This is a genomic window from Bacteroides thetaiotaomicron VPI-5482, assembly GCF_000011065.1.
Lineage (GTDB): Bacteria > Bacteroidota > Bacteroidia > Bacteroidales > Bacteroidaceae > Bacteroides > Bacteroides thetaiotaomicron.
Genome location: NC_004663.1, coordinates 5,667,821 through 5,692,232, shown reverse-complemented (window position 1 = coordinate 5,692,232; position 24,412 = coordinate 5,667,821). Strand labels below are relative to the sequence as shown.

At 43.1% G+C, this 24,412-nt stretch carries 21 protein-coding genes; 15 read left to right on the top strand and 6 right to left on the bottom strand.

Annotated features, from left to right (window positions below):
• Positions 1-9: 9 nt before the first annotated feature.
• From BT_RS21810 to BT_RS21760, 11 genes are all read left to right on the top strand, one after another.
• A complete protein-coding gene (locus BT_RS21810) occupies positions 10-2,850 on the top strand; it encodes a M16 family metallopeptidase (RefSeq protein WP_011109196.1) in 2,841 nt (946 codons plus the stop codon).
• Positions 2,851-2,872: 22 nt separating this feature from the next.
• On the top strand, positions 2,873-4,366 hold the full coding sequence (locus tag BT_RS21805) for a DUF5687 family protein (RefSeq protein WP_008759989.1): 1,494 nt from the start codon (positions 2,873-2,875) through the stop codon (positions 4,364-4,366).
• 50 nt (positions 4,367-4,416) lie between these two features.
• On the top strand, positions 4,417-5,121 hold the full coding sequence (locus tag BT_RS21800) for an ABC transporter ATP-binding protein (RefSeq protein WP_008759988.1): 705 nt from the start codon (positions 4,417-4,419) through the stop codon (positions 5,119-5,121).
• Between the two features lie 42 nt (positions 5,122-5,163).
• A complete protein-coding gene (locus BT_RS21795; RefSeq protein ID WP_008759987.1) occupies positions 5,164-5,676 on the top strand; it encodes a C40 family peptidase in 513 nt (170 codons plus the stop codon).
• A gap of 26 nt (positions 5,677-5,702) precedes the next feature.
• Entirely contained in the window at positions 5,703-6,587 is an 885-nt protein-coding gene (locus tag BT_RS21790) for a TraB/GumN family protein (protein WP_008759986.1), read from the top strand.
• The gene (locus BT_RS21785) at positions 6,587-7,228 is read left to right on the top strand and encodes an HAD-IA family hydrolase (protein WP_008759985.1); all 642 of its coding nucleotides are present in this window, start codon (positions 6,587-6,589) and stop codon (positions 7,226-7,228) included. The genes BT_RS21790 and BT_RS21785 overlap by 1 nt, the downstream gene beginning before the upstream one ends.
• Before the next feature lie 159 nt (positions 7,229-7,387).
• Positions 7,388-7,705, top strand: a complete 318-nt coding sequence (gene rplU / locus BT_RS21780) for a 50S ribosomal protein L21 (RefSeq protein ID WP_008759984.1) — start codon at positions 7,388-7,390, stop codon at positions 7,703-7,705.
• Positions 7,706-7,726: 21 nt separating this feature from the next.
• Positions 7,727-7,996, top strand: coding sequence for a 50S ribosomal protein L27 (gene rpmA, locus BT_RS21775; protein WP_008759983.1), 270 nt, complete (start codon positions 7,727-7,729; stop codon positions 7,994-7,996).
• 149 nt (positions 7,997-8,145) lie between these two features.
• Positions 8,146-9,420 carry a serine--tRNA ligase gene (gene serS, locus BT_RS21770; RefSeq protein WP_008759982.1) on the top strand — a complete coding sequence of 425 codons (1,275 nt, stop codon included), beginning with the start codon at positions 8,146-8,148 and terminating at the stop codon, positions 9,418-9,420.
• 82 nt (positions 9,421-9,502) lie between these two features.
• On the top strand, positions 9,503-10,714 hold the full coding sequence (gene gluP / locus BT_RS21765; RefSeq protein WP_008764497.1) for a glucose/galactose MFS transporter: 1,212 nt from the start codon (positions 9,503-9,505) through the stop codon (positions 10,712-10,714).
• A gap of 144 nt (positions 10,715-10,858) precedes the next feature.
• The gene (locus tag BT_RS21760) at positions 10,859-13,150 is read left to right on the top strand and encodes a bifunctional dihydroorotate dehydrogenase B NAD binding subunit/NADPH-dependent glutamate synthase (protein WP_008764496.1); all 2,292 of its coding nucleotides are present in this window, start codon (positions 10,859-10,861) and stop codon (positions 13,148-13,150) included.
• Positions 13,151-13,223: 73 nt separating this feature from the next.
• Here the strand turns inward: BT_RS21760 and panD are convergent, their stop codons facing one another.
• Positions 13,224-13,577 (bottom strand): aspartate 1-decarboxylase, encoded by a 354-nt coding sequence (panD, locus tag BT_RS21755; protein ID WP_008759980.1) that lies wholly within the window; start codon positions 13,575-13,577, stop codon positions 13,224-13,226.
• A gap of 21 nt (positions 13,578-13,598) precedes the next feature.
• A complete protein-coding gene (gene panC, locus BT_RS21750; RefSeq protein WP_008764495.1) occupies positions 13,599-14,447 on the bottom strand; it encodes a pantoate--beta-alanine ligase in 849 nt (282 codons plus the stop codon).
• Between the two features lie 142 nt (positions 14,448-14,589).
• On the opposite strand from panC, the gene BT_RS21745 reads away from it, so the two are divergent.
• Together BT_RS21745 and BT_RS21740 are read left to right on the top strand one after the other, a co-directional pair.
• A complete protein-coding gene (locus tag BT_RS21745; RefSeq protein WP_008759978.1) occupies positions 14,590-15,426 on the top strand; it encodes a glycogen/starch synthase in 837 nt (278 codons plus the stop codon).
• 19 nt (positions 15,427-15,445) lie between these two features.
• A complete protein-coding gene (locus BT_RS21740; RefSeq protein WP_008764494.1) occupies positions 15,446-17,074 on the top strand; it encodes a DUF4270 domain-containing protein in 1,629 nt (542 codons plus the stop codon).
• A 144-nt stretch (positions 17,075-17,218) separates the two neighbouring features.
• Here BT_RS21740 and BT_RS21735 read toward each other — a convergent pair whose 3' ends face one another.
• From BT_RS21735 to BT_RS21725, 3 genes are read right to left on the bottom strand one after another with little or no spacing between them, the layout of a single operon-like run.
• The gene (locus BT_RS21735) at positions 17,219-18,601 is read right to left on the bottom strand and encodes a glycoside hydrolase family 57 protein (RefSeq protein ID WP_008764493.1); all 1,383 of its coding nucleotides are present in this window, start codon (positions 18,599-18,601) and stop codon (positions 17,219-17,221) included.
• Between the two features lie 13 nt (positions 18,602-18,614).
• Positions 18,615-19,889: a glycosyltransferase family 4 protein gene (locus tag BT_RS21730; RefSeq protein ID WP_008759975.1), complete on the bottom strand. Its 1,275-nt coding sequence runs from the start codon at positions 19,887-19,889 to the stop codon at positions 18,615-18,617.
• Positions 19,890-19,906: 17 nt separating this feature from the next.
• On the bottom strand, positions 19,907-21,844 hold the full coding sequence (locus tag BT_RS21725) for a glycogen debranching enzyme N-terminal domain-containing protein (protein WP_011109193.1): 1,938 nt from the start codon (positions 21,842-21,844) through the stop codon (positions 19,907-19,909).
• A gap of 215 nt (positions 21,845-22,059) precedes the next feature.
• On the opposite strand from BT_RS21725, the gene BT_RS21720 reads away from it, so the two are divergent.
• Entirely contained in the window at positions 22,060-22,725 is a 666-nt protein-coding gene (locus BT_RS21720; RefSeq protein ID WP_008759973.1) for a rhomboid family intramembrane serine protease, read from the top strand.
• 7 nt (positions 22,726-22,732) lie between these two features.
• Here the strand turns inward: BT_RS21720 and BT_RS21715 are convergent, their stop codons facing one another.
• Complete coding sequence (locus BT_RS21715) at positions 22,733-23,332, bottom strand: MarC family protein (protein ID WP_008759972.1); 600 nt, start codon at positions 23,330-23,332, stop codon at positions 22,733-22,735.
• A gap of 135 nt (positions 23,333-23,467) precedes the next feature.
• Between BT_RS21715 and BT_RS21710 the strand changes: the two genes are divergently transcribed.
• Positions 23,468-24,130 carry a Crp/Fnr family transcriptional regulator gene (locus tag BT_RS21710; RefSeq protein ID WP_008759971.1) on the top strand — a complete coding sequence of 221 codons (663 nt, stop codon included), beginning with the start codon at positions 23,468-23,470 and terminating at the stop codon, positions 24,128-24,130.
• Positions 24,131-24,412: the final 282 nt, after the last annotated feature.

Sequence of the window (24,412 nt, the reverse complement as noted above, 5' to 3'; positions counted from 1 at the left end):
AAATAGAACATGAAACATTTATTACGTGGATTTTTTATTGCAGTTCTCTATATATGCTGCAACTTCCAACTCGTGCTTGCACAACCTATGCAAACACTGCCCGTGGACAAAAATGTCCGCATAGGTAAACTTGACAACGGGCTTACTTATTACATCCGACACAACGCACTCCCAGAAAAACGCGTCGAATTTCACATTGCACAGAAAGTGGGTTCCATCCTTGAAGAGCCGCAACAGCGCGGTTTGGCTCACTTCCTTGAACACATGGCTTTCAACGGAACAAAAAACTTCCCGGGTGATGAAACCGGACTGGGCATCGTGCCTTGGTGTGAGACTAAAGGTATCAAGTTCGGAACAAACCTGAATGCATACACCAGTATCGACAAAACAGTATACCGAATCAGCAATGTACCTACCGACAACGTCAGTGTAGTAGACTCTTGTCTGCTGATCCTGCACGACTGGTCAAGCGCCATCAACCTTGCCGACAAGGAAATCGACAAAGAACGTGGTGTGATCCGTGAAGAATGGAGAAGCCGTAACAGTGGTATGCAGCGCATCATGACCAATGCCCTGCCTGTCATGTATCCGGATTCCAAATATGCAGACTGTATGCCAATCGGAAGCCTCGATGTAATCAACAATTTCCCTTATCAGGACATCCGTGACTACTATGCGAAATGGTACCGTCCGGACCTGCAAGGTATCATGATTGTCGGCGACATCAATGTAGATGAAATGGAAGCAAAGCTGAAAAAGGTATTTGCAGACGTGAAAGCTCCGGTGAATCCGGCTGAACGTATCTACTATCCGGTAGCAGACAATCAGGAACCGCAAATCTTTATCGGTACGGACAAGGAAATCGAAACTCCTTCCATCAGCTTCTTCTTCAAGAGCGAAGCCTTCCCGGATTCACTGAAGAATACAATCAACTATTACGGCATTCAATACATGATTAGCATGGGAGTTACAATGCTGAACAGCCGTTTGGCAGAAATCCGTCAGCAAGCGAATCCTCCTTTTACAGGTGCAAGTGCAGGTTATGGCGACTTCTTCGTAGCCAAGACCAAAAATGCTTTCGGAGTAGACGCCAGCAGCAAAATCGATGGTATCGAACTGGCCATGAAAACGATTCTCGAAGAAACTGAACGCGCACGCCGCTTCGGATTCACCGAAACTGAATATGACCGTGCCCGTGCCAACTATCTGCAACGCGTAGAATCTGCTTACAATGAACGCGAAAAGATGAAAAACGACACTTATGTCAACGAATACATCAGTAACTTCCTTGACAATGAACCGATGCCGGGCATTGAATACGAATATGCAATGATGAATCAGCTGGCTCCAAACATTCCGGTAGCGGCTATCAATCAAGTGATGCAACAGCTGATCACTGACAACAATCAGGTAGTACTGTTGGCAGGTCCGGAGAAGGAAGGTGTAAAATACCCGACGAAAGAAGAAATCGCTGCTTTGCTGAAACAAATGAAATCTTTCGATCTGAAGCCTTACGAAGACAAAGTTTCTAACGAACCATTGCTGAAAGAAGAGCCGAAAGGCGGAAAGATCGTTTCTGAAAAAGCCGGAGATATTTACGGAACAACAAAACTTGTTCTGTCCAACGGTGTGAAAGTATATATCAAAACAACCGACTACAAAGCTGACCAGATTCTGATGAAAGGTACCAGTCTTGGTGGTAGCAGCCAGTTCCCCGACAAAGAGATTCTGAATATCTCTCAAATCAACAGCGTAGCAATGGTTGGTGGTATCGGTAACTTCAGCAAAGTAGATTTGAGTAAAGCACTTGCAGGCAAACGTGCTTCTGTAGGAGCCGGTGTGAGCGCAACAACAGAAACGGTTTCCGGCAGTTGTTCTCCGAAGGACTTTGAAACAATGATGCAGCTGACTTATCTGACTTTCACTGCTCCCCGCAAGGACAACGAAGCATTCGAATCATACAAGAACCGCATGAAAGCCGAATTGCAGAATGCTGACGCTAATCCGATGACCGCATTCAGTGATACAGTCTCTTATGCATTGTACGGCAATCACCCACGTTCTTTCAGCATGAAAGAAAACATGGTGGACAAGATCGACTATGACCGTGTAATGGAAATGTACAAAGACCGTTTCAAAGATGCGAGCGACTTTACATTCTACTTTGTAGGAAACATTGATGTTGAGAAAATGAAACCGATGATCGCCAAATATCTGGGTGGTCTGCCATCTATCAATCGCAAAGAGACTTTCAAAGATACGAAGATGGAAATCCGCAAAGGTCAATACAAGAACGAGTTTGCCAAGAAACAAGAAACACCGATGGCAACCATCATGTTCCTGTTCAACGGTACTTGCAAATATGATTTACGCAACAACCTTACTCTCAGCATCCTCGATCAGGCATTGGATATGGTTTACACCGCAGAAATCCGTGAGAAAGAAGGCGGTACTTATGGCGTAAGCTGCAGCGGAAGCCTCACCAAATATCCGAAAGAACAACTCGTGCTTCAGATTGTATTCCAGACCGATCCGGCCAAGAAAGACAAACTATCGGGCATCGTCATCGAACAGTTGGAAAAAATGGCCAAAGAAGGTCCGTCTGCCGAACACATGCAGAAGATCAAAGAGTATATGCTGAAAAAATACAAAGACGCCCAAAAGGAAAACGGCTACTGGCTGGGCAATCTGGATGAGTATTTCTACACAGGTATCGATTATACAAAAGACTATGAAACGTTGGTCAACAGCATCACAGCAAAAGATGTACAGGAATTCCTTGCCAAGCTGATGAAACAGAACAACGAAATCCAAGTCATCATGACCGTACCTGAAGAAGAAGCTAAATAAACTTTTATAGCATACCAACAGTATGATGATATTTAACGAATTACGCAAACATGGACGGCTCGCCTCCAAACGGCATCCGATGTATGAAAAGAACAAAGTTGCCAAAATATTCGGATATATCGGGGTTGCTTTTTGGGCAGGATACCTGATATTCTTCGGTACGACGTTTGCATTCGGTTTTGCAGATATGGTTCCCAACCGGGAACCATATCATGTAATGAATGCCGTTGCCCTGATATTTATTCTGGCACTTGACTTCCTCTTGCGTATTCCGTTCCAAAAGACACCGACGCAGGAGGTAAAACCTTACCTCCTGTTGCCGGTTAAACGAAATCGGATCATCGATTTCCTGCTTATCCGTTCGGGACTTAGTCTGTTCAACCTGTTCTGGTTGTTTATGTTCGTCCCCTTTTCCTTCATTACCATTACCAAATATTTCGGTATCTCAGGTGTACTCACCTATCTCATAGGCATCTGGCTTTTGATCGTTGCCAACAATTACTGGTACTTGTTATGTCGCACACTAATCAATGAACGTATTTGGTGGGTGCTGCTCCCCATCGCTTTCTACGGTGGACTGGGCTGCCTTGCCTTTATTCCCGAAGACAGTCCCCTGTTCTACTTCTTTATGGACCTGGGCGACGGATATATCAACGGGAATATTCTCTGTTTCCTCGGTACCATTCTTGTCATAGCCATCTTATGGCTGATTAACCGCAAAATCATGTCCGGCCTCATCTACGCCGAATTGGCAAAAGTAGATGATACCCGCATCAAGCATGTTTCAGAATACAAATTCTTCGAGCGATACGGAGAAGTTGGTGAATATATGCGGTTGGAATTAAAAATGCTTTTGCGCAACCGGCGTTGCAAAGGTGCATTGCGCAATGTTCTCCTTGTAGTCATCGCCTTCTCCTGCCTGTTGAGCTTTTCAAGCCTTTATGACACGAGCACCATGACTACCTTTATCTGTGTTTACAACTTTGCCGTATTCGGCATGATCATCCTTTCGCAACTCATGTCCTTCGAAGGCAATTACATCGATGGACTAATGTCCCGCAAAGAATCCATCATGAGTCTGCTGAAAGCAAAATATTATATCTATACTATCGGCGAGATCGTCCCATTTGTCCTGATGATTCCCGCCATTGTAATGGATAAAGTTCCCTTACTGGGTATCTTTGCCTGGTTCTTCTATACCACCGGTTTTATCTATTTTTGTTTCTTCCAACTGGCTGTTTACAATAAGCAGACCGTAGCACTGAACGAGAAAGTGACAAGCCGCCAGACCAACAGCGCCATACAAATGGTTGTCAACTTCGGAGCTTTCGGTATCCCGTTGATCCTGTATTCTGTGTTGAATGCGTTTCTGGGTGAAACGGCCGCCTACTCTATCCTGTTCGCCATCGGGCTTGGATTCACACTGACTTCTCCGCTTTGGATCAGAAACGTCTATAAGCGTTTCATGAAACGGAGATACGAGAATATGGAAGGCTTCAGAGACAGTCGCCAATAAGAGATTTACGATTGAACCGATTAATCATTTACGATAAAAATACCAAGACAATGATAAGCATCAATAATCTTCAAAAGAAATTCGGCGAAAAGTTAGCCGTGAACATAGATCACTATGAAATCAATCAAGGCGATATGCTCGGATTGGTAGGAAACAACGGTGCCGGTAAAACAACACTTTTCCGGTTGATGCTCGACTTACTGAAAGCGGATAATGGGAATGTCGTCATTAACGAAATTGACGTCAGTCAAAGTGAAGACTGGAAAAACTTCACAGGTGCTTTCATTGACGATGGATTTCTGATAGACTACCTTACCCCGGAAGAGTATTTCTATTTTATCGGGAAAATGTACGGACTGAAAAAAGAAGAGGTGGACGAACGCCTTCTGCCGTTCGAACGTCTGATGAGCGGAGAAGTGATCGGACAAAAGAAACTGATCCGTAACTACTCAGCCGGTAATAAACAGAAAATCGGCATCATCTCCGCCATGCTTCATTATCCTCAGTTGCTGATACTCGACGAACCGTTCAACTTCCTCGATCCCAGTTCGCAATCCATTATCAAACATATGCTCAAAAAGTACAGCGAAGAGCATAATGCAACTGTAATCATTTCCAGCCACAATCTGAATCATACGATAGATGTATGTCCGCGTATTGCCCTGCTGGAGAATGGCGTCATCATCCGGGATATTATGAATGAGAATAATTCAGCTGAAAAAGAACTGGAAGACTACTTCAATGTAGAAGAATAAAGTTACTTATAATTTTACGATATACGAAAAGAAAGATAGCCGATGGGAGTGAACTTCAAACTAATCTTCATACTGACAGGACTGATCTTTATCCTTAGTTCCTGCCGCACGTCTGCTCCCCGTCTGGATTACCAGGCACTGGCACGCGCCTCCATCCTGCTGGGCGTGGACATCAATATGGAAGATAACCACAAACTCTATCTGGAATCGGCCGAATGGATTGGTGTTCCTTATCGTGGAGGCGGTGATTCAAAACGCGGTACCGACTGTTCGGGACTCACCTACCAGATATACCGGAAAGTATACCGTACTCAGGTTCCGCGAAATACCGAAGACCTGAGAAAAGAAAGTACCAAAGTCGCCAAACGGAATTTGCGAGAAGGCGATCTGGTATTCTTCAGCAGTAGCCGTTCCCGAAAAAAGGTAGCTCACGTAGGTATCTATCTCAAAAATGGGAAATTCATTCATGCCAGTACCAGCAAAGGAGTGATTGTCAGTCGACTGAGCGAAGACTATTACACCAGACACTGGATATCCGGAGGAAGAATACGCTGATTATCAACTTAAAAACATATAGAATCATGAAATCGTTTATTGGAGCAGTCATATTTATCTGCGTAGCGTTAAGCGCAAACGCACAGCTTTTATGGAAAGTATCTGGTAACGGACTTAGCAGCCCTTCATACATTATGGGGACTCACCATCTCGCTCCGTTGAGTGTCAAAGACGGCATTACCGGACTACAGAAAGCGATGGATGAAACACAACAGGTATATGGAGAACTGAAAATGTCGGATATCCAGTCTCCGGCCACCATCCAGAAGATGCAGAAAATGATGATGATAGAAAGCGATACGACTCTGACTACCCTCCTCTCACCGGAAGATTACGAAACCGCTAATAAATTCTGCAAGGAGAACCTGATGATGGACCTCAACATGGCACCCAAAATCAAACCGGCTTTCTTACTGAACAACATAGCAGTAGTGGCGTACATCAAGCACATCGGAAACTATAATCCGCAAGAACAGCTCGATACTTATTTCCAGACTCAGGCAACACAAAAAGGAAAAAAAGTGGATGGACTGGAAACTCCGGATTTCCAGTTTAACCTGCTATACAATGGAATTTCCCTGCAACGCCAAGCCCAACTGCTCATGTGTACCCTCAATAACATCGACAAAGAGGTGGAAAGCCTCAAAAGACTGACAGATGCCTACATGAAACAAGATTTGGAAACCATGTTGAAAATCAACGAAGAGCGTAAAGGAAATCAATGTGATGCACTTCCCACAGAAGAAGATGCCCTAATTTACGACCGCAATAAAACATGGGCACAGAAACTACCGGCTATCATGAAAGCCGCTCCTACCTTCGTTGCAGTCGGCGCTTTGCACCTGCCGGGTAATAAAGGCTTATTAAGCTTACTGAAAAAACAGGGATATACAGTAGAAGCAGTAAAATAATGAATTATAAAACTTATTTATTCGATTTCGACTATACACTAGCCGATTCATCACGGGGTATCGTTACTTGTTTCAGAAATGTACTTAATCGTCACCAATATACGAATGTCACTGACGAAGCGATCAAACGTACCATTGGTAAAACATTGGAAGAATCTTTCAGCATACTGACCGGAGTCACCGACTGGGAACAGCTCACCGCTTTTCGACAAGAGTACAGACTGGAAGCGGATGTTCACATGAACGTGAATACCCGCCTTTTTCCTGATACACTCTCTACTCTGAAAGAACTAAAAGAGCGAGGTGCCCGCATCGGCATTATCTCTACTAAATACCGTTTCCGTATACTTAGTTTTCTGGATGAGTATCTGCCGGAAAACTTTCTCGACATAGTGGTAGGCGGAGAAGATGTACAAGCTGCCAAGCCTTCACCGGAAGGAATAAAATTCGCTCTCGAACACTTGGGCAGGACTCCGCAAGAAACCTTATACATCGGAGACAGTACTGTGGATGCCGAAACAGCACAAAATGCGGGAGTAGATTTTGCAGGTGTCCTTAATGGAATGACTACCGCTGACGAACTCAGAGCATATCCGCACCGGTTTATTATGGAGAATTTATCCGGTTTGCTATATATCTGATTATCTTCTGTTACAACAGCAAAAAAATAAAGGAAATATTTGTCTGAAACAAATAAAAGAAGTACTTTTGTGCCCGATTATTCCGCAACGGGTTCGATAAAGAGCTCTTTAAGTGATTAAAGACCACCCGCCGGAGCTAACTTATACATTATATATAAGATGTACGCAATTGTAGAAATTAACGGTCAGCAATTTAAAGCAGAAGCTGGTCAGAAACTGTTCGTTCACCACATTGAAGGTGCAGAAAACGGTTCAACTGTAGAATTTGAAAAAGTTCTTTTAGTAGACAAAGACGGAAACGTAACTGTAGGTGCTCCGACTGTAGAAGGTGCTAAAGTTGTTTGCCAGGTTATTTCAAACTTGGTTAAAGGTGACAAAGTTCTTGTATTCCACAAGAAAAGAAGAAAAGGTTACAGAAAACTGAACGGTCACCGTCAGCAGTTCACAGAGTTAACAATCACAGAAGTAGTAGCTTAATCATTTAAAAAGTAAGAAGAAATGGCACATAAAAAAGGTGTCGGTAGTTCTAAGAACGGCCGCGAATCACATAGCAAAAGATTAGGCGTTAAGATATTTGGTGGTGAAGCTTGCAAAGCAGGTAATATTATCATTCGTCAAAGAGGTACTGAATTCCATCCGGGTGAAAACATCGGAATGGGTAAAGACCACACTCTTTTCGCTTTAGTAGATGGTACAGTTAAATTTAAAGTAGGTAGAGAAGACAGAAGATATGTTTCTATCATCCCTGCTGAAGCAACAGAAGCATAACCTGTACAACTGAAAATATTCAAGAAAAGGAGATGTAATCCAAAGGATTGCTTCTCCTTTCTTTTTTTATGCAGATTTTCATTGCTCGCTTATTCGTTTTTTCTTTATCTTTGTAGCCTTAATAAAGAAAGTTCATAAAAAGTATAGATATGCTTACCATTAAACAAATTACAGAAAATACAGAAGCGGTACTCCGCGGACTGGAAAAAAAGCATTTCAAGAATGCAAAAGAGACGATTGACGAAGTCATCGCCCTCAACGACAAGAGACGTACTACGCAAAACCTATTAGATAAGAACCTGGCAGAGGTTAATTCACTTTCCCGCACGATCGGTCAGCTGATGAAAGAAGGAAAGAAAGAAGAAGCCGAAGCTGCACGTGCACGTGTTGCCGAACTGAAAGAAAGCAACAAAGCGCTGGACGCTACCATGACACAGGCTGCTACAGACATGCAGAATGTACTTTATACGATCCCCAACATTCCTTATGACAGCGTACCCGAAGGCGTAGGTGCCGAAGACAATGTCGTAGAAAAGATGGGAGGCATGGAAACAGAACTTCCCAAAGATGCACTGCCTCACTGGGAACTGGCTAAAAAATACGATTTAATCGATTTCGACCTAGGTGTAAAGATTACAGGTGCAGGCTTCCCCGTATACAAAGGAAAAGGTGCCCAACTGCAACGTGCCCTGATCAACTTCTTCCTGGACGAAGCACGCAAATCCGGATATACTGAAATCATGCCGCCGACAGTAGTCAATGCCGCTTCAGGTTATGGTACAGGCCAGCTTCCCGACAAAGAAGGACAGATGTATCATTGCGAAGTAGATGATCTCTATCTGATCCCGACAGCCGAAGTACCTGTCACTAACATCTACCGTGATGTTATCCTGGAAGAAAAACAGTTGCCGATTATGAACTGTGCATACACACAATGTTTCCGTCGCGAAGCCGGTTCTTACGGTAAAGACGTACGCGGGCTGAACCGTCTGCACGAATTCTCCAAAGTAGAATTAGTGCGTATCGACAAGCCGGAACATTCTAAAGAATCCCACCAGCAAATGCTTGACCACGTAGAAGGCCTGTTGCAGAAACTGGAACTTCCATACCGTATACTCCGCCTTTGTGGTGGTGATATGAGCTTTACTGCTGCGCTTTGTTTCGACTTCGAAGTATACTCCGAAGCACAGAAACGCTGGCTGGAAGTAAGTTCCGTATCTAACTTCGACACTTACCAGGCCAACCGGCTGAAATGCCGCTACCGTAGTGCAGAAAAGAAAACAGAACTCTGCCATACGTTAAATGGATCAGCACTGGCACTACCACGTATCGTCGCCGCTTTATTGGAAAACAATCAAACCCCCGAAGGAATTAGAATTCCTAAAGCATTGGTTCCATACTGCGGTTTCGACATGATAGACTAAGAAACTTTCTACTCCTGTAAGGATGAGATATCTCTGCCCCTTACAGGAGTTTCCTTTATTAACCTTTAACACATTTACCCCCATGACAAAAAACACAAAAAGTTTCGTATTGCCATTGGCATTCATTGGCGTTATGTTCTTTTCACTGGGCTTCGCCCTTGGTATCAACTCAGTATTAGTCCCCGTATTGAAGGGATCACTGGAAATCAGTTCGGCCGAATCATATCTGATCATTGCCGCCACTTTCATCCCGTTCCTTATTTTTGGTTATCCGGCAGGCCTTACAATCAAAAAAATCGGATACAAACGAACAATGGTCCTTTCATTCCTTATGTTTGCCATAGCCTTCGGACTTTTCATACCATCGGCAAGTTATGAAAGTTTTCCTCTGTTTTTATTGGCTTCCTTTATCAGCGGAAGTGCCAACGCTTATCTGCAAGCTGCTGTAAACCCGTATATCACGATTCTGGGACCGATAGACAGTGCTGCCAAACGTATCAGCATTATGGGTATATGCAACAAACTCGCATGGCCGATTCCTCCTTTATTCCTGGCTTTCCTAATCGGAAAAGAAGTGACCGATATTACAGTAGCTGACCTGTTTCTGCCATTCTACGTTATTATCGCCGCATTCATCGCACTAGGTATTATCGCATACATGGCTCCCCTACCGGAAGTCAAAGCCGTCGGTGAAGACGACAGCGAAGAGGCAGCCGAAGCCTGTCCGTACGCCGCAAAGAAAACCTCCATCTGGCAATTCCCGCATTTATTATTAGGATGTCTTGCTCTCTTCTTATATGTAGGTGTAGAAACCGTATCACTGGGTACATTAGTAGATTATGCCACCAGCCTTCATTTGGAAAATGCAGCAATGTATGCCTGGATTGCCCCGATAGGCATTGTGATCGGTTACATCTGCGGCATCATCTTCATCCCTAAATATATGAGCCAGGCTACAGCACTGAAGATTTGTTCAGTGCTGGCTATCATCGGTTCCGTACTAGTAGTACTTACACCTGCCGATATATCCATCTATTTCATCTCATTTATGGCATTGGGATGTTCTTTAATGTGGCCTGCCCTATGGCCTTTGGCTATGGCAGATTTAGGAAAGTTCACCAAATCCGGTTCATCTCTTCTGATCATGGCAATGGCAGGCGGTGCTGTTATTCCGACCTTATTTGGCTATCTGAAAGACATTTCCGATATTCAGAAAGCATATTGGATTTGCCTTCCCTGCTTCCTGTTTATTCTATATTATGGGGTAGCCGGATACAAAATCAGAACGAAATAAATAAAGATATTCACATGGATATGGAAAGTCACTCATCAAAAGAGTGACTTTTCTTTTTATATTTCGTAAATAAGCCGTATCTTTGCCGAAATTTATAACATTCTGATAGCAGTTACGTAATAATACCAACAAATTAATTAGATAATGAACAAAATCATTAGCAAAGAACGCTTTTCTGAGAAAGTGTTTAAACTTGAAATTGAAGCTCCTTTAATTGCTAAATCCCGCAAAGCCGGCCACTTCGTCATTGTACGTGTAGGCGACAAGGGAGAACGTATGCCTCTGACGATTGCCGGTTCTGATTTGAAGAAAGGCACCATCACTCTGGTGATACAGGAAGTCGGGCTCTCCTCTACCCGTCTTTGTGAATTGAACGAAGGTGATTATATCACTGATGTAGTAGGTCCGCTCGGACAAGCTACTCATATTGAGAATTTCGGAACAGTTGTTTGTGCTGGTGGTGGTGTAGGTGTTGCTCCGATGCTTCCTATCGTACAGGCTTTGAAAGCTGCCGGAAACAGAGTGATCACTGTATTGGCAGGACGTAACAAAGACCTTATCATTCTGGAAAAAGAAATGCGCGAAAGCTCCGATGAGGTGATTATTATGACGGACGATGGCTCTTACGGGCGTAAAGGTCTGGTAACCGAAGGCGTGGAAGAAGTCATCAAACGTGAAAAGGTAGATAAATGCTTCGCCATCGGCCCTGCTATCATGATGAAGTTCGTTTGTCTGCTGACAAAGAAATATGAGATTCCTACCGACGTTTCATTAAATACCATCATGGTAGACGGAACCGGCATGTGTGGTGCTTGCCGTATCACGGTAGGAGGAAAAACGAAGTTCGTTTGTGTTGACGGTCCCGAATTCGACGGTCATCAGGTGGACTTTGATGAAATGCTGAAACGTATGGGTGCGTTCAAAAAAATAGAGCGTGAAGAGATGAACAAACTCCAGCCCGAATGTGAAGCAACGAAAGAGATAGATGAGAAAAGCCGCAACGCAGCCTGGAGACAGGAACTGCGCAAATCGATGAAACCGAAAGAACGTACAGCTATTCCACGTGTCGAGATGAACGAACTCGATGCCGAATACCGTTCACATAGCCGCAAGGAAGAAGTAAACCAGGGTCTGACCGCTGAGCAAGCTGTTACAGAAGCCAAGCGTTGTCTGGACTGCGCTAACCCTGGATGTATGGAAGGGTGTCCGGTAGGCATCGACATTCCGCGCTTCATTAAGAACATTGAGCGTGGCGAATTCCTCGAAGCAGCCAAAACACTGAAAGAGACAAGTGCGCTTCCGGCTGTATGCGGTCGTGTCTGCCCACAGGAAAAGCAATGCGAATCCAAATGTATACACTTGAAGATGAATGAAAAACCGGTAGCTATCGGTTATCTGGAACGCTTCGCTGCTGACTTCGAACGTGAAAGCGGACAAATTTCAGTACCTGTCATTGCCGAAAAGAACGGCATCAAAGTGGCGGTGATCGGTTCGGGTCCTGCCGGATTATCATTCGCAGGTGATATGGCAAAATACGGTTATGATGTAACAGTATTCGAGGCACTCCACGAAATCGGCGGTGTATTAAAATATGGTATTCCGGAATTCCGTCTGCCAAACAAGATTGTAGATGTAGAAATAGACAACCTCGTTAAAATGGGCGTTACTTTCATCAAAGACTGCATTGTAGGAAAAACAATCAGTGTGGAAGATTTGAAGGAAGAAGGTTTTAAAGGAATATTTGTCGCTTCCGGTGCCGGTTTGCCTAACTTTATGAATATACCGGGCGAAAACTCGATCAATATCATGTCTTCCAACGAATACCTCACTCGTGTCAATCTAATGGATGCTGCGAGCGAAGACTCTGACACTCCGGTAGCTTTCGGCAAAAATGTGGCTGTCATCGGTGGTGGTAATACTGCTATGGACTCTGTCCGTACAGCCAAACGCCTGGGTGCTGAACGTGCTATGATCATCTACCGCCGTTCGGAAGAAGAAATGCCTGCACGTATCGAGGAAGTGAAGCATGCCAAAGAAGAAGGAGTCGAATTCCTGACATTGCACAATCCGATTGAATATATTGCCGACGAACAAGGTTGCGTGAAACAGGTCATTCTCCAGAAGATGGAATTAGGAGAGCCGGATGCTTCCGGACGTCGCAGTCCTGTAGCCATTCCGGGAGCTACGGAAACAATCGATATCGATCTGGCCATCGTCAGTGTCGGTGTATCTCCGAACCCGATTGTTCCGAGTTCCATTAAAGGACTGGAATTAGGACGCAAAGGAACCATTGCCGTAGATGACAACATGGAATCATCTATTCCGATGATCTATGCCGGCGGAGACATTGTGCGCGGAGGAGCTACCGTAATCCTTGCCATGGGAGATGGCCGTAAAGCCGCCGCTGCCATGAATGAACAACTGCAAAGCAAGTAAAAGGACAAGCTTATTATAACAGAAAGCCCCGTCTGCTGAATGCAAACGGGGTTTTCTTATCACAAGATACTTCTTACTTCACTACGCTATTCGTCGCAGGGTCCGGGAAAATCACGGTCGGTTTAAACGACTTCGCTTCCTCAAAATCCATCAATGCGTACGACATGATAATCACAATATCATCCGGTTGCACCTTGCGGGCGGCAGCACCGTTCAGACAAATCTTACCGGAACCGCGTTCACCTTTGATAATGTAGGTTTCAAAGCGTTCGCCATTGTTGTTATCAGCGATGTACACTTTTTCTCCCGGAATCATGTTGGCAGCATCCAGCAGGTCTTCGTCAATCGTGATACTACCCATGTAGTTCAAATTTGCCTCTGTGACACGTGCACAATGAATTTTCGACTTCAACACTTCAATCATCATAAGGTTTCGTCTTTTTTTAATTTAGATTTCTTTATACTTGATATTATCAATCAGTCTGACCTCTCCGCAGAACACTGTGATACAGCCTACTACATACAGAGAATCCTCCCAACTGCTTACCTTTTGCAGCGTGTTTCCGTCAACGATTTCAAAATACTCCAAACGCAATCCCGGAGCATCCTCTATCGCTTCTTCTACCATCTTCTGCGTCTCACTCACTGTATGAGATGCTGCAAAGGTACGACTTTTAAATAATGTCTGAGAAATATTTAAAGCATTTTCACGTTCTCGTGCTGATAAACGTTTATTCCGACTGCTCAGAGCCAATCCGTCCTCTTCACGAACGATAGGACAACCTACAATTTCCAGTTTATAATCCATCTGACGAACCATCTCCCGAATAATCGCCAGTTGCTGGAAATCTTTCTCTCCGAAATAAGCACGATCCGGTTGCACCGCGTCAAACAACTTGCTGACAATCTGGCAAACTCCGTTGAAATGTCCCGGACGGAAAGCCCCTTCCATCACCGTATCCAACGGAGCATAGCTGAATTCACGCGTATCCGGCTGTGGATACATCTCTTCTACCGAAGGAGCAAAGGCAAATGCTGCCCCGCAATCTTCCAACAAGCGGCAGTCAGCATCCAATGTACGCGGATACTTTGCTAAATCGTTTTTATCGTTAAACTGAGTGGGATTTACAAAAACACTCACTACTGTTACACCATTCTCACTTACGCTGCGCTTTACCAGTGATGCGTGTCCTGCATGTAAAGCACCCATTGTGGGTACCAGTCCTACCTTCTTACCCTGGGCTCTCAGTGCCGTCAATTCGGCCTGTAAGTCCTTGATAGTGTGTATTACTTTCATTTTTGTTAATTGGTTTATGTTTTGGTCGTTTGCAAAAACTCTGCAAAATAAACTAATATTTGCCACATAAAGAAAGAATATGGTATTTAAAGTTCCTTTTTTTTGCTATCTTTGCAGAATATTATAGTGAACTATTGTTATTATGACAAAGGCGAATAAAGTTTTATTTATTACTCAAGAGATTACACCTTACGTTTCAGAATCCGAAATGGCCAATATAGGTAGAAACCTTCCACAGGCAATACAAGAAAAAGGCCGTGAAATCAGGACATTTATGCCTAAATGGGGAAACATTAACGAACGCAGAAATCAACTGCATGAAGTAATTCGCCTCTCCGGTATGAACCTGATCATCGACGATACTGATCACCCCCTTATTATAAAAGTTGCTTCTATTCAATCCGCACGTATGCAGGTATATTTCATCGATAATGATGATTATTTCCAGAATCGCTTGCAGACAGCGGACGAAAATGGTGTGGAATACGATGACAACGACAGTCGTGCTATCTTTTATGCACGCGGTGTGCTGGAAACAGTGAAGAAGCTTCGCTGGTGTCCCGACGTTATCCACTGTCACGGATGGATGACGGCATTGGCTCCTCTTTATATTAAGAAGGCCTACAAGGACGAACCATCGTTCCGTGATGCCAAAGTTGTATTCTCGGTATATGAAGATGATTTCAAGAATACGCTCAGTGAAGATTTTGCAACCAAACTGATGTTGAAAGGCATCACCAAGAAGGATTTGGCTGGTTTGAAGGAACCGGTAGACTATGCGGCACTTTGTAAACTTGCCGTTGATTATTCTGACGGAATCATACAAAACAGCGCAAAGGTAGACGAATCAATCATTGAGTACGCCCGCCAATCAGGCAAACTGGTACTTGATTATCAGGATCCGGAAAACTACGCAAACGCTTGCAACGAATTCTACGATCAGGTATGGGAAACCACTACAAATAAAGAAGAAGAATAAAAATCTAGATACGACAATCATGAAAGCAAAATATGCCTTGATAGCTTTACTGGCAATCACATTTTTCGGATGCGATGATAATACAGGCGGACTGGGATTAGGAATGTTCCCGGGCAATGACCAAAATATCAAAGGAAAGTTATCCACGTTTGATGTAACTACTGAATCTGTTAAGACAGGTGACATTTATGCGAAAACTAACATCGGTTATATTGGCAAATTCACTGATGAAACATTTGGCACTTATCAGGCTGGATTCTTGGCTCAGCTAAATTGTCCGGATGGACTAACTTTTCCTGAACCATACAAAGAAGTTACAGATGCAAGTGGTAATGTTATTTCAGCCACAGGAAGAATGGTTGTCGATGATAAAGATCCAGAAAATAAAGATGTTACTTTTATAAAAGACGGAAATCAAATCATAGGAAACATACGTGCAGTCGAACTCTACCTGTGGTATGACAGCTACTTTGGAGACTCATTGACAGCTTGTAGATTAAGTGTATATGAACTGGGAGGCAATGGGAAAGAGACATTAAATCTTGATAATGCTTACTATACCGATATTAACCCTGAGGATTTTTACGATAGTCAGAATATATTAGGAACCAAAGCATATACAGCCGTAGATCTTTCAGTAAAAGATTCTATTCGTAACCTAAGCACATATGTTCCAAGTGTGCATATTGCTTTCAAAGAGGATATAGCAACAAGAGTAGGTGGAAATATTTTAACTGCGGCAAGAAAAGCTAAAAATGCTGATAAGGAATTCAATAGCCAATTATTCAGAGAAGCTTTTCAAGGAATCTACGTTAAGAGCGACTATGGTGATGGAACTGTACTCTATATAGATCAGCCACAAATGAATGTAGTATACAAATGCTATGCAACAGATTCTATTACCGGAAAAAAATTACAGAAGAAAGACGGAAGTGGTAAGGACTCTACTTATTACTCTTATCGTGTGTTTGCTACAACTCGTGAAGTAATCCAAGCCAATCAATTAAAGAATGATCCCGAAAGGATAGATGCATTAATTAAGGAAGATAAAAACACTTATTTAAAGAGTCCGGCAGGTATTTTCACCGAAGCTACACTACCCATTTCAGATATACAAAATGAATTGACAGGCGATACCTTAAATGCAGTAAAACTGACATTCACTAATTACAATCAAACAGGTGATAAGAAGTTTGGTATGGCTATACCATCTACTGTAATGCTTGTACGTAAGAAATTCCAGGATAGCTTCTTTAAAGACAATAAGCTGAGCGATGGTGTATCTTCTTATCTAACTTCACACACAAGTAGCACGAACCAATATGTATTCAGCAACATCACCAAATTGGTAAATGCTTGTATTGCAGAAAAGGAAGAGGCTAAAAAGAATGCTGGTAGTTCATGGGATGAAACTAAATGGTTACAAGAAAACCCTGATTGGAACAAAGTAGTCCTTATACCTGTACTTGTGACTTATGACTCTTCAAATACTACAACTGGTCAAGCTAATATTATTAGAATACAACATGATTTAAAACCAGGTTATGTACGGCTGAAAGGTGGAAGTCTAGGCAAAACAAATCCTGATTACAAGTTGAAACTTGAAGTTATTTCTACAGACTTCGGATTAACAACTAAGTCAAACTAAAAAGATATATAAAATAAACAGCGCGGGTTACTTCGGTAATTCGCGCTGTTTTTTTATATGTACCTGTACCTTCCAATATATAAAAAACAACCGTGAGGTGATTCCCATCTCCCCACGGTTACAACCAGTTAATTTATTATTATCTTATTCTTCTTTCTTTGCAGTAGCTTTCTTACGAGTAGCTTTAGCTACCGGTTCTTTTTTCGCAGCTACTTTCTTGGGAGCTTTTACAGCTCCTTTTTCAGCTTTTGCCTGCCATTTGGTTACTTCCTTTTGCAGTTCGGCTATCTCCTCACCCTGATTCTTAATAGTAGTCAGCAGAGAGTTGAGCTCTTCATTATCTACGTCAACAGGATACAGTGAATCTACTCGTTTGATAAAGTCGCCCAAGATATTCATGTAGTTAGTGAAGGCATCGTAAGGAGAGTCATAAATACCACGGTTCAGCCAGATACCTGTATTCTTGGTAGTCATGAAACGGAAATTGTTGCTGGCTTGCAGATAATCCCAGTCCTGCTTGATACGACGGTCGTCACACAGATGAACACGTTCTGCTACGCTATACAACTTGTTGAAAGCCTCACGTTGCAGGATATTACCCAGCCAACTGCTTGTATCTCTTTCTTCGTCCACCCATGACATTGGGTAAGGAACATCCAGCTGAGATACAGATTTCAATTTAGATACAATCTCTGTCGGAGTAGAGAACGTGATACCCTTTGATTTAGCACATTCGGGCAATGCTTTCAGGAATTCCAGGATATTGGAAGAAAGCGGCTGAGCCATACCCAATGCACTTAATTCCATAAAGATATTAATCACTTGCTCTTCTTGTGGCAACGCATCAATCCAGTTAATATACTTATCAGCAAATAATGGATATTCCGGCCATTCCGAATTGGAGAAACGCAATCCTATATCATCAGAAAGTTTAAAGTCTCTCAATAGCAATTTGAGGCTCGGAGCCTGATTACAGTGATATACATAGTGTGGGCTCTTCCATCCCAATACATGTTTTGCACCTTCCGTCAGCATTCCCTTAAAGCCCATAGAAGCTACCAGTCCACCGATTTCATCCGAATAAATCAAGCTGGAGTTGCGGAACACCTTCGGTTCTTTGCCAAACATCTGTTTCATTTTATCACGCTGGCGAAGCACTTCTTCACGGAAGCAGTCTTCGTTAGCCAAAGATGACAAGCCGTGTGAATAAGGTTCGCAAAGGAACTCACAACAGCCGGTATCATTCAACTGGTGCAGCAAGTCAATCACCGCCGGAGCATGAATTTCAAGTTGCTCCAATGCCACACCGGAAATAGAAAGCGCCACTTTGAAAGCTCCTCCCGAGTTTTTCACCATCTCAATCAACGTACTGAGAGCAGGTATATAAGATCGTTCGGCAACCTCATTCATACCGGTTTCATTTGCATAGTCATCATAGTAATAATGATCGGTGCCGATATCGAAAAAACGGTAGCGTTTCAAGTGTATAATCTGATGTATTTCGAAATAAAGACAGATCGTTCTCATAGTCTATATCATTTTATTGTTTACCATAATTTTTAATAACCTCATCATAGATACCGCGAACTTTATATCCCACGTTCTCCCATTTAATCTCATCCACTTCTTTCTTACCCTCTTCTTTCAGGTACTCGTACATAGCCGGGTAAGTACAGATAGAATAAATGGCATCCGCCATAGCGTGAATATCCCAGTAGTCCGTTTTAATACATTTATCCAAAATTTCGGCACAGCCGGATTGCTTGGATATAATGGAAGGTACACTACATTGCATAGCCTCCAACGGAGAGATACCGAATGGCTCAGATACAGAAGGCATAATGTATACATCACTGGCTTTCAGCACTTCGTACACCTGCTTTCCCTTCATAAAACCGGGGAAATGGAAACGGTCCGCAATACCGCGTTCGGCTACCAGACGAATCATCTGATCCATCATATCACCACTACCGGCCATTACGAAACGGACATTGCGCGTACGGTGCAATACCATTGCTGCAGCCTCTACAAAGTATTCCGGTCCTTTCTGCATGGTAATACGTCCCAGGAAAGTAACGACCTTTTCGCTCGGATTCTTTTGAGGAACAATATCCTGTATCTCTTGTGACAAAGGAGAAACGGCATTATGCACAGTAGACACCTTCTTCGGGTCCTGAAAATACTTATGGATCACAGTCTGACGGGTCAGTTCGCTCACACACATGATGTGGTCGGCATTGTCCATACCATTCTTCTCAATGGCATACACTGTCGGATTGACATTGCCGCGACTACGGTCGAAATCAGTAGCATGCACATGGATCACCAATGGCTTACCAGATACTTGCTTGGCATGTATCCCTGCCGGATAAGTCAGCCAGTCATGAGAATGAATGATATCAAACTCCTGCTGACGTGCTACCACCCCGGCAACGATCGAATAGTTATTGATCTCTTCGTGCAGGTTGTCCGGATAACGTCCGGAGAACTCGATGCATCCCAGATCATTCGTATTGAGATAGTTGAAGTCGGCATAGATATGATCGCGCAAGTCATAGAACAATTGCGGATCCATATAACTGCCTACGCGTCCTTTCACATAGTCCCAACCGACATTTTTCCACACTACCGGCGTGCTGTTCATGCCGATAATTCTTAAAAAGCTCTGATCTTCGTCTCCCCATGGTTTGGGAATACAGAATGTAATCTCCAGATCATCCTGCTGAGACATTCCTTTTGTCAGACCATAACTGGCAGTCCCTAACCCTCCTAAGATATGCGGGGGGAACTCCCATCCAAACATTAAAACTTTCATTTTCGTTCCTCCTCTTTTTAATAATACTTAGACAGTAGCTTCAGAATACGCAGTACTTCGGCGACATTCATGGCAAACGATACAGCTCCGCGTCCTTTAAAAGGCGGATTACCATCGAAAAGTTCAGGCAGCGAACTGATACAATGAATTGTCAGTTCATCTTCGAGACCAATAAGCTGGCGTTCAATGAACGACAGGCCACTCATCTTATAAATTCGCAGATAGGCTTCCATATAGAATCCCATCAGCCAAGGCCAGGCTGTGCCTTGGTGGTAAGCGTAGTCACGCTGTATCTGAGGACCAACATAGTTAGGGTTATAGCCCCCGCTCTTCGGACTCAAGGTACGGAGTCCCTTGGGGGTGAGCAACTCTTTGGTTGCGATGTCGAGCACTTGCTTCTTTTGTGCCCGGTCCAACGGAGAATAATCGAATGCTACGGCGAATATCATGTTGGGGCGTACGCTCCAGTCCATCATATTTCCGTCTACATAGTCAAGTAAATATCCATATTCGTTGCGGAACACTTCGATAAATGATTTTCCCGTCACTTCCGCCTGTGCGTCAAGCGCATCGGCCAAAAGAACGTTTCCATCTTCACGAACCAGATCGGCAACGAAACGAAGCGCATTATACCACAAAGCATTAAATTCTACGATATATCCCGTACGGGGAATCACCGGATGTCCGTTTACGGTGGAGTTCATCCACGTAATCGCCTTATCGGTGCCATTGGCATAAAGCAGACCGTTTTCATGCAGGAAGAGGTTCTCATGTTTCCGCTGACGGATAAATTCGATGATATCTTTCAGCAGTTCGCCATATTTCTGACGGCATTGTTCGCGAGAGGTCTCCTTGGCATACTGTTGCAAAGCCCATACGGCCCAAAGCAGTACATCCGGATGCTCCATCTCGTAAATCTTGTATCCTGCCGGCTCATCATTGATGAAGCTTCGAATCGCTTTTTCCGCTGTCTTCATCACATCTTCAAACTGATCCACCTCCTCCAGCGCAAGTGTCAGTCCCGGCAAGGATATAAACATATCGCGGGCACGGCACTTGAACCACGGGTAACCGGCAAGGATATAATGTTCTCCTTCCTGCTGGTTGTGGAACTGATGGGCTGAGTTTTTCAGACAGTGATAGAAGCTATCGCGAGGCGTACGGTCAGCCACTTCGGCTTCGAACGTCTGCTTCAGTCTGCGCGGAGTAACTTCGGAAGTACCCGCAGAGAAAACGATGCTTTCTCCTTTCTTTATATCCACTTCAAAATATCCCGGAACATAGAGGTCTTCATTGAAGTCGTAGCCTCGCTCTTGTTCTTTCGGATATTCGAATCCACGATACCAGTCGGGCTGGAAATGGAACTCACAAGCCTTGTTCAACTGCATGAACAGTTCCGGATAACCGGGATACATACAAGTCTTGATACCATTTTCCACAAGCTGATAATCGCGGCTTGCCTGCGCATTCTCGTGAGTGTACTCTCGCACGCTCCGGAAAGCGAGGAACGGTCGGAAGCGCAAAGTCGTCGCCGAATGTGCGTCCAACAAAGTATAACGAATCAGGATTCTGTTTTCATGATGTACAAAGATTTTTTCTTTGCGTAACACTACTCCTCCAACACGGTAAGTTGTCGCCGGGATATGCTCACAATCGAATTCACGGATATACTTATGTCCATTCGGACTAAAGTTGTTTCCCTGATATTTATGCAACCCCAAGTTAAACTCAGCACCATGTTGAATTACCGTTTCATCAAGAGAAGATAGCAGCACATGATTTTCATCGTCGATATTGGGAACAGGAATTACCAACAGTCCGTGATATTTGCGTGTGTTACAATCAACAATCGTTGTACAATGATAAGCTCCTGCTTTGTTCGTCCGGAGAATCTCCCTTTGGAGACTTTCTTCCAGATTCGTCATGAGGGTCTTGTCAAATCGTAAATAACTCATAGTTGTGCATTATTTAAAGGTTAATTATTGGTCACTATATTCCTTATATATATCTATTGCTGTTCTGTATATATACCAGCCTGAGCATTGTATATATAGGTATAATGCCCAAATGTACAAATTCTAGATAAAAACAAAAATAAAAAGGCTTTTTATTTTCAGTTTTTGTGCAAATATTCGTAGTATTGCGTAAAATATCTAAAGAATAGAAAGTAATGAAGCGAGATATTCAGCGTATCATGCTGGCTACAGCGGTGCCGTTGTTCCTAATTTTTATCCTATTTCTGCTAAAGATCGTTGAAGTCGGCATGGACTGGGACTTCTCTCACATGGGAATATACCCTCTGGAAAAGCGAGGAATAACGGGTATTCTGACTCATCCGCTGATACACAGCGGGTTCAGCCATTTGCTGGCCAATACGTTGCCGCTATTTTTTTTATCATGGTGCTTGTTCTATTTCTACAGGGGGATAGCCGGACGTATTTTTATGATCATCTGGATCGGAGCCGGACTGCTGACCTTCATTATCGGCAAACCGGGATGGCACATCGGTGCCAGCGGACTGATTTACGGACTTGCCTTCTTTCTTTTTTTCAGTGGTATCCTGCGGAAATATGTTCCTCTGATTGCCATCTCACTGCTTGTCACCTTTTTGTATGGAGGAATCATCTGGCATATGTTCCCCTACTTCTCTCCCGCCAACATGTCATGGGAAGGACATCTCAGCGGAGGAATCATGGGAACACTCTGTGCATTCGGTTTCTTGAATCACGGGCCTCAACGACCAGAACCTTTTGCGGACGAAACGGATGAAGAAGAAGAGGAATCTCCGGAAGAAGATATCAACAATACAACCGACTCTACGGATATTACCTCATAAATCCCGGTTACGACTTATGCAATGCCTCAATCAGCAAGGTGATATTAGCAGTAAACAACCTTACTGAGATAGCGAGCAGGATGATACCGAAAAACTTACGGATGATATAGATCCCCCCTTTCCCGAGGAAACGTTCCACACGTCCGGTCATGCTTACTACAAAGTAGACCCATAGCATATTCAGTATCAAGGCAATAATAATGTTAACACTGGCATATTCGGCACGAAGCGAAAGAAGCGTAGTAAAAGCTCCGGCCCCTGCCAGCAGCGGGAAGACAAGCGGAACGAGTGTCGCTTCCTTTATCGGCCCCTGATTTTTGAAGATTTCTATATCCAGAATCATTTCCAGAGACATGAGGAAAATAACGAATGCGCCCGCCACGGCGAATGATTCGATATCTACATGAAAAAGTTTCAGCATCATATCACCCGCGTAGAAGAAGCCTATCAGTAAGGCAAAGGAGATGACAGTAGCCTTTGTTGCATTCACATCTTTCCCCTTTTCCTTCAGGTTAATAATAATAGGTATAGAACCGATAATATCTATTACTGCAAAAAGTACGATAAACGCACTGATCATTTGCTGCCAATTAAAACCCGTGAACATAATTCCTCCTTTTTTTTGCAAATATACTCTATTTTTATGCATTCAAACAATAAAAAAAACAAAAAGAAAGGGGATATGTGGATAGCAGTGTTGTATTATGAGTAAATTTGTACGATTAATAAGAGATTACAACGTATGGAAACAATGTTCGATACTTTGCTCCAATTACCTTTATTTCAGGGGCTTTGTCATGAAGATTTCACTAGTATTCTGGATAAAGTCAAGCTGCACTTTATCAAACATAAAGCTGGGGAAACCATCATAAAGAGTGGTAATCCCTGTACCCAGCTTTGTTTTCTGTTGAAAGGTGAGATTTCTATTGTCACCAATGCAAAAGAAAACATTTATACGGTCATCGAACAAATCGAAGCTCCCTATCTGATAGAACCTCAGTCTTTATTCGGTATGAATACCAACTATGCTTCTTCTTATGTGGCACATACGGAAGTGCATACTGTTTGTATCAGCAAAGCATTCGTACTCAGTGATCTGTTCAGATATGATATTTTCCGCCTCAACTATATGAATATCGTCAGCAACCGGGCGCAAAATCTCTATTCCCGTTTATGGGATGAACCCACGCTGGATTTAAAAAGCAAAATTATCCGTTTCTTTCTGTCACATTGCGAAAAACCGCAAGGGGAAAAGACTTTCAAAGTAAAGATGGACGATTTGGCGCGTTGTTTGGATGATACTCGATTAAATATTTCTAAAACACTGAATGAACTACAGGATAATGGTTTAATCGAGTTGCACAGAAAAGAGATTCTGATTCCGGATGCTCAAAAACTACTTTAAGAGATTGACAGTTTGGGTAGAACAATCTAATATATATAAGGTAGAAAAAAGTCAAAAGAACAGTCTTCTAATTATTTTCAAAGGAAAAATCGACCTAATTATTTAAATTAATTGCATTACTTTTCATCCTGGAGAGCAATAGAGACCTTATGCCAAATTGAATAATTTTGAAGAAGTCGTAATAGGACTTGGTATGTATGTGTATAAGTGTCTTATATATAATTGATTAATTGGTTGATGGATGCTTGGGATGACAATTTATGAACTATATAGTAGAATTGA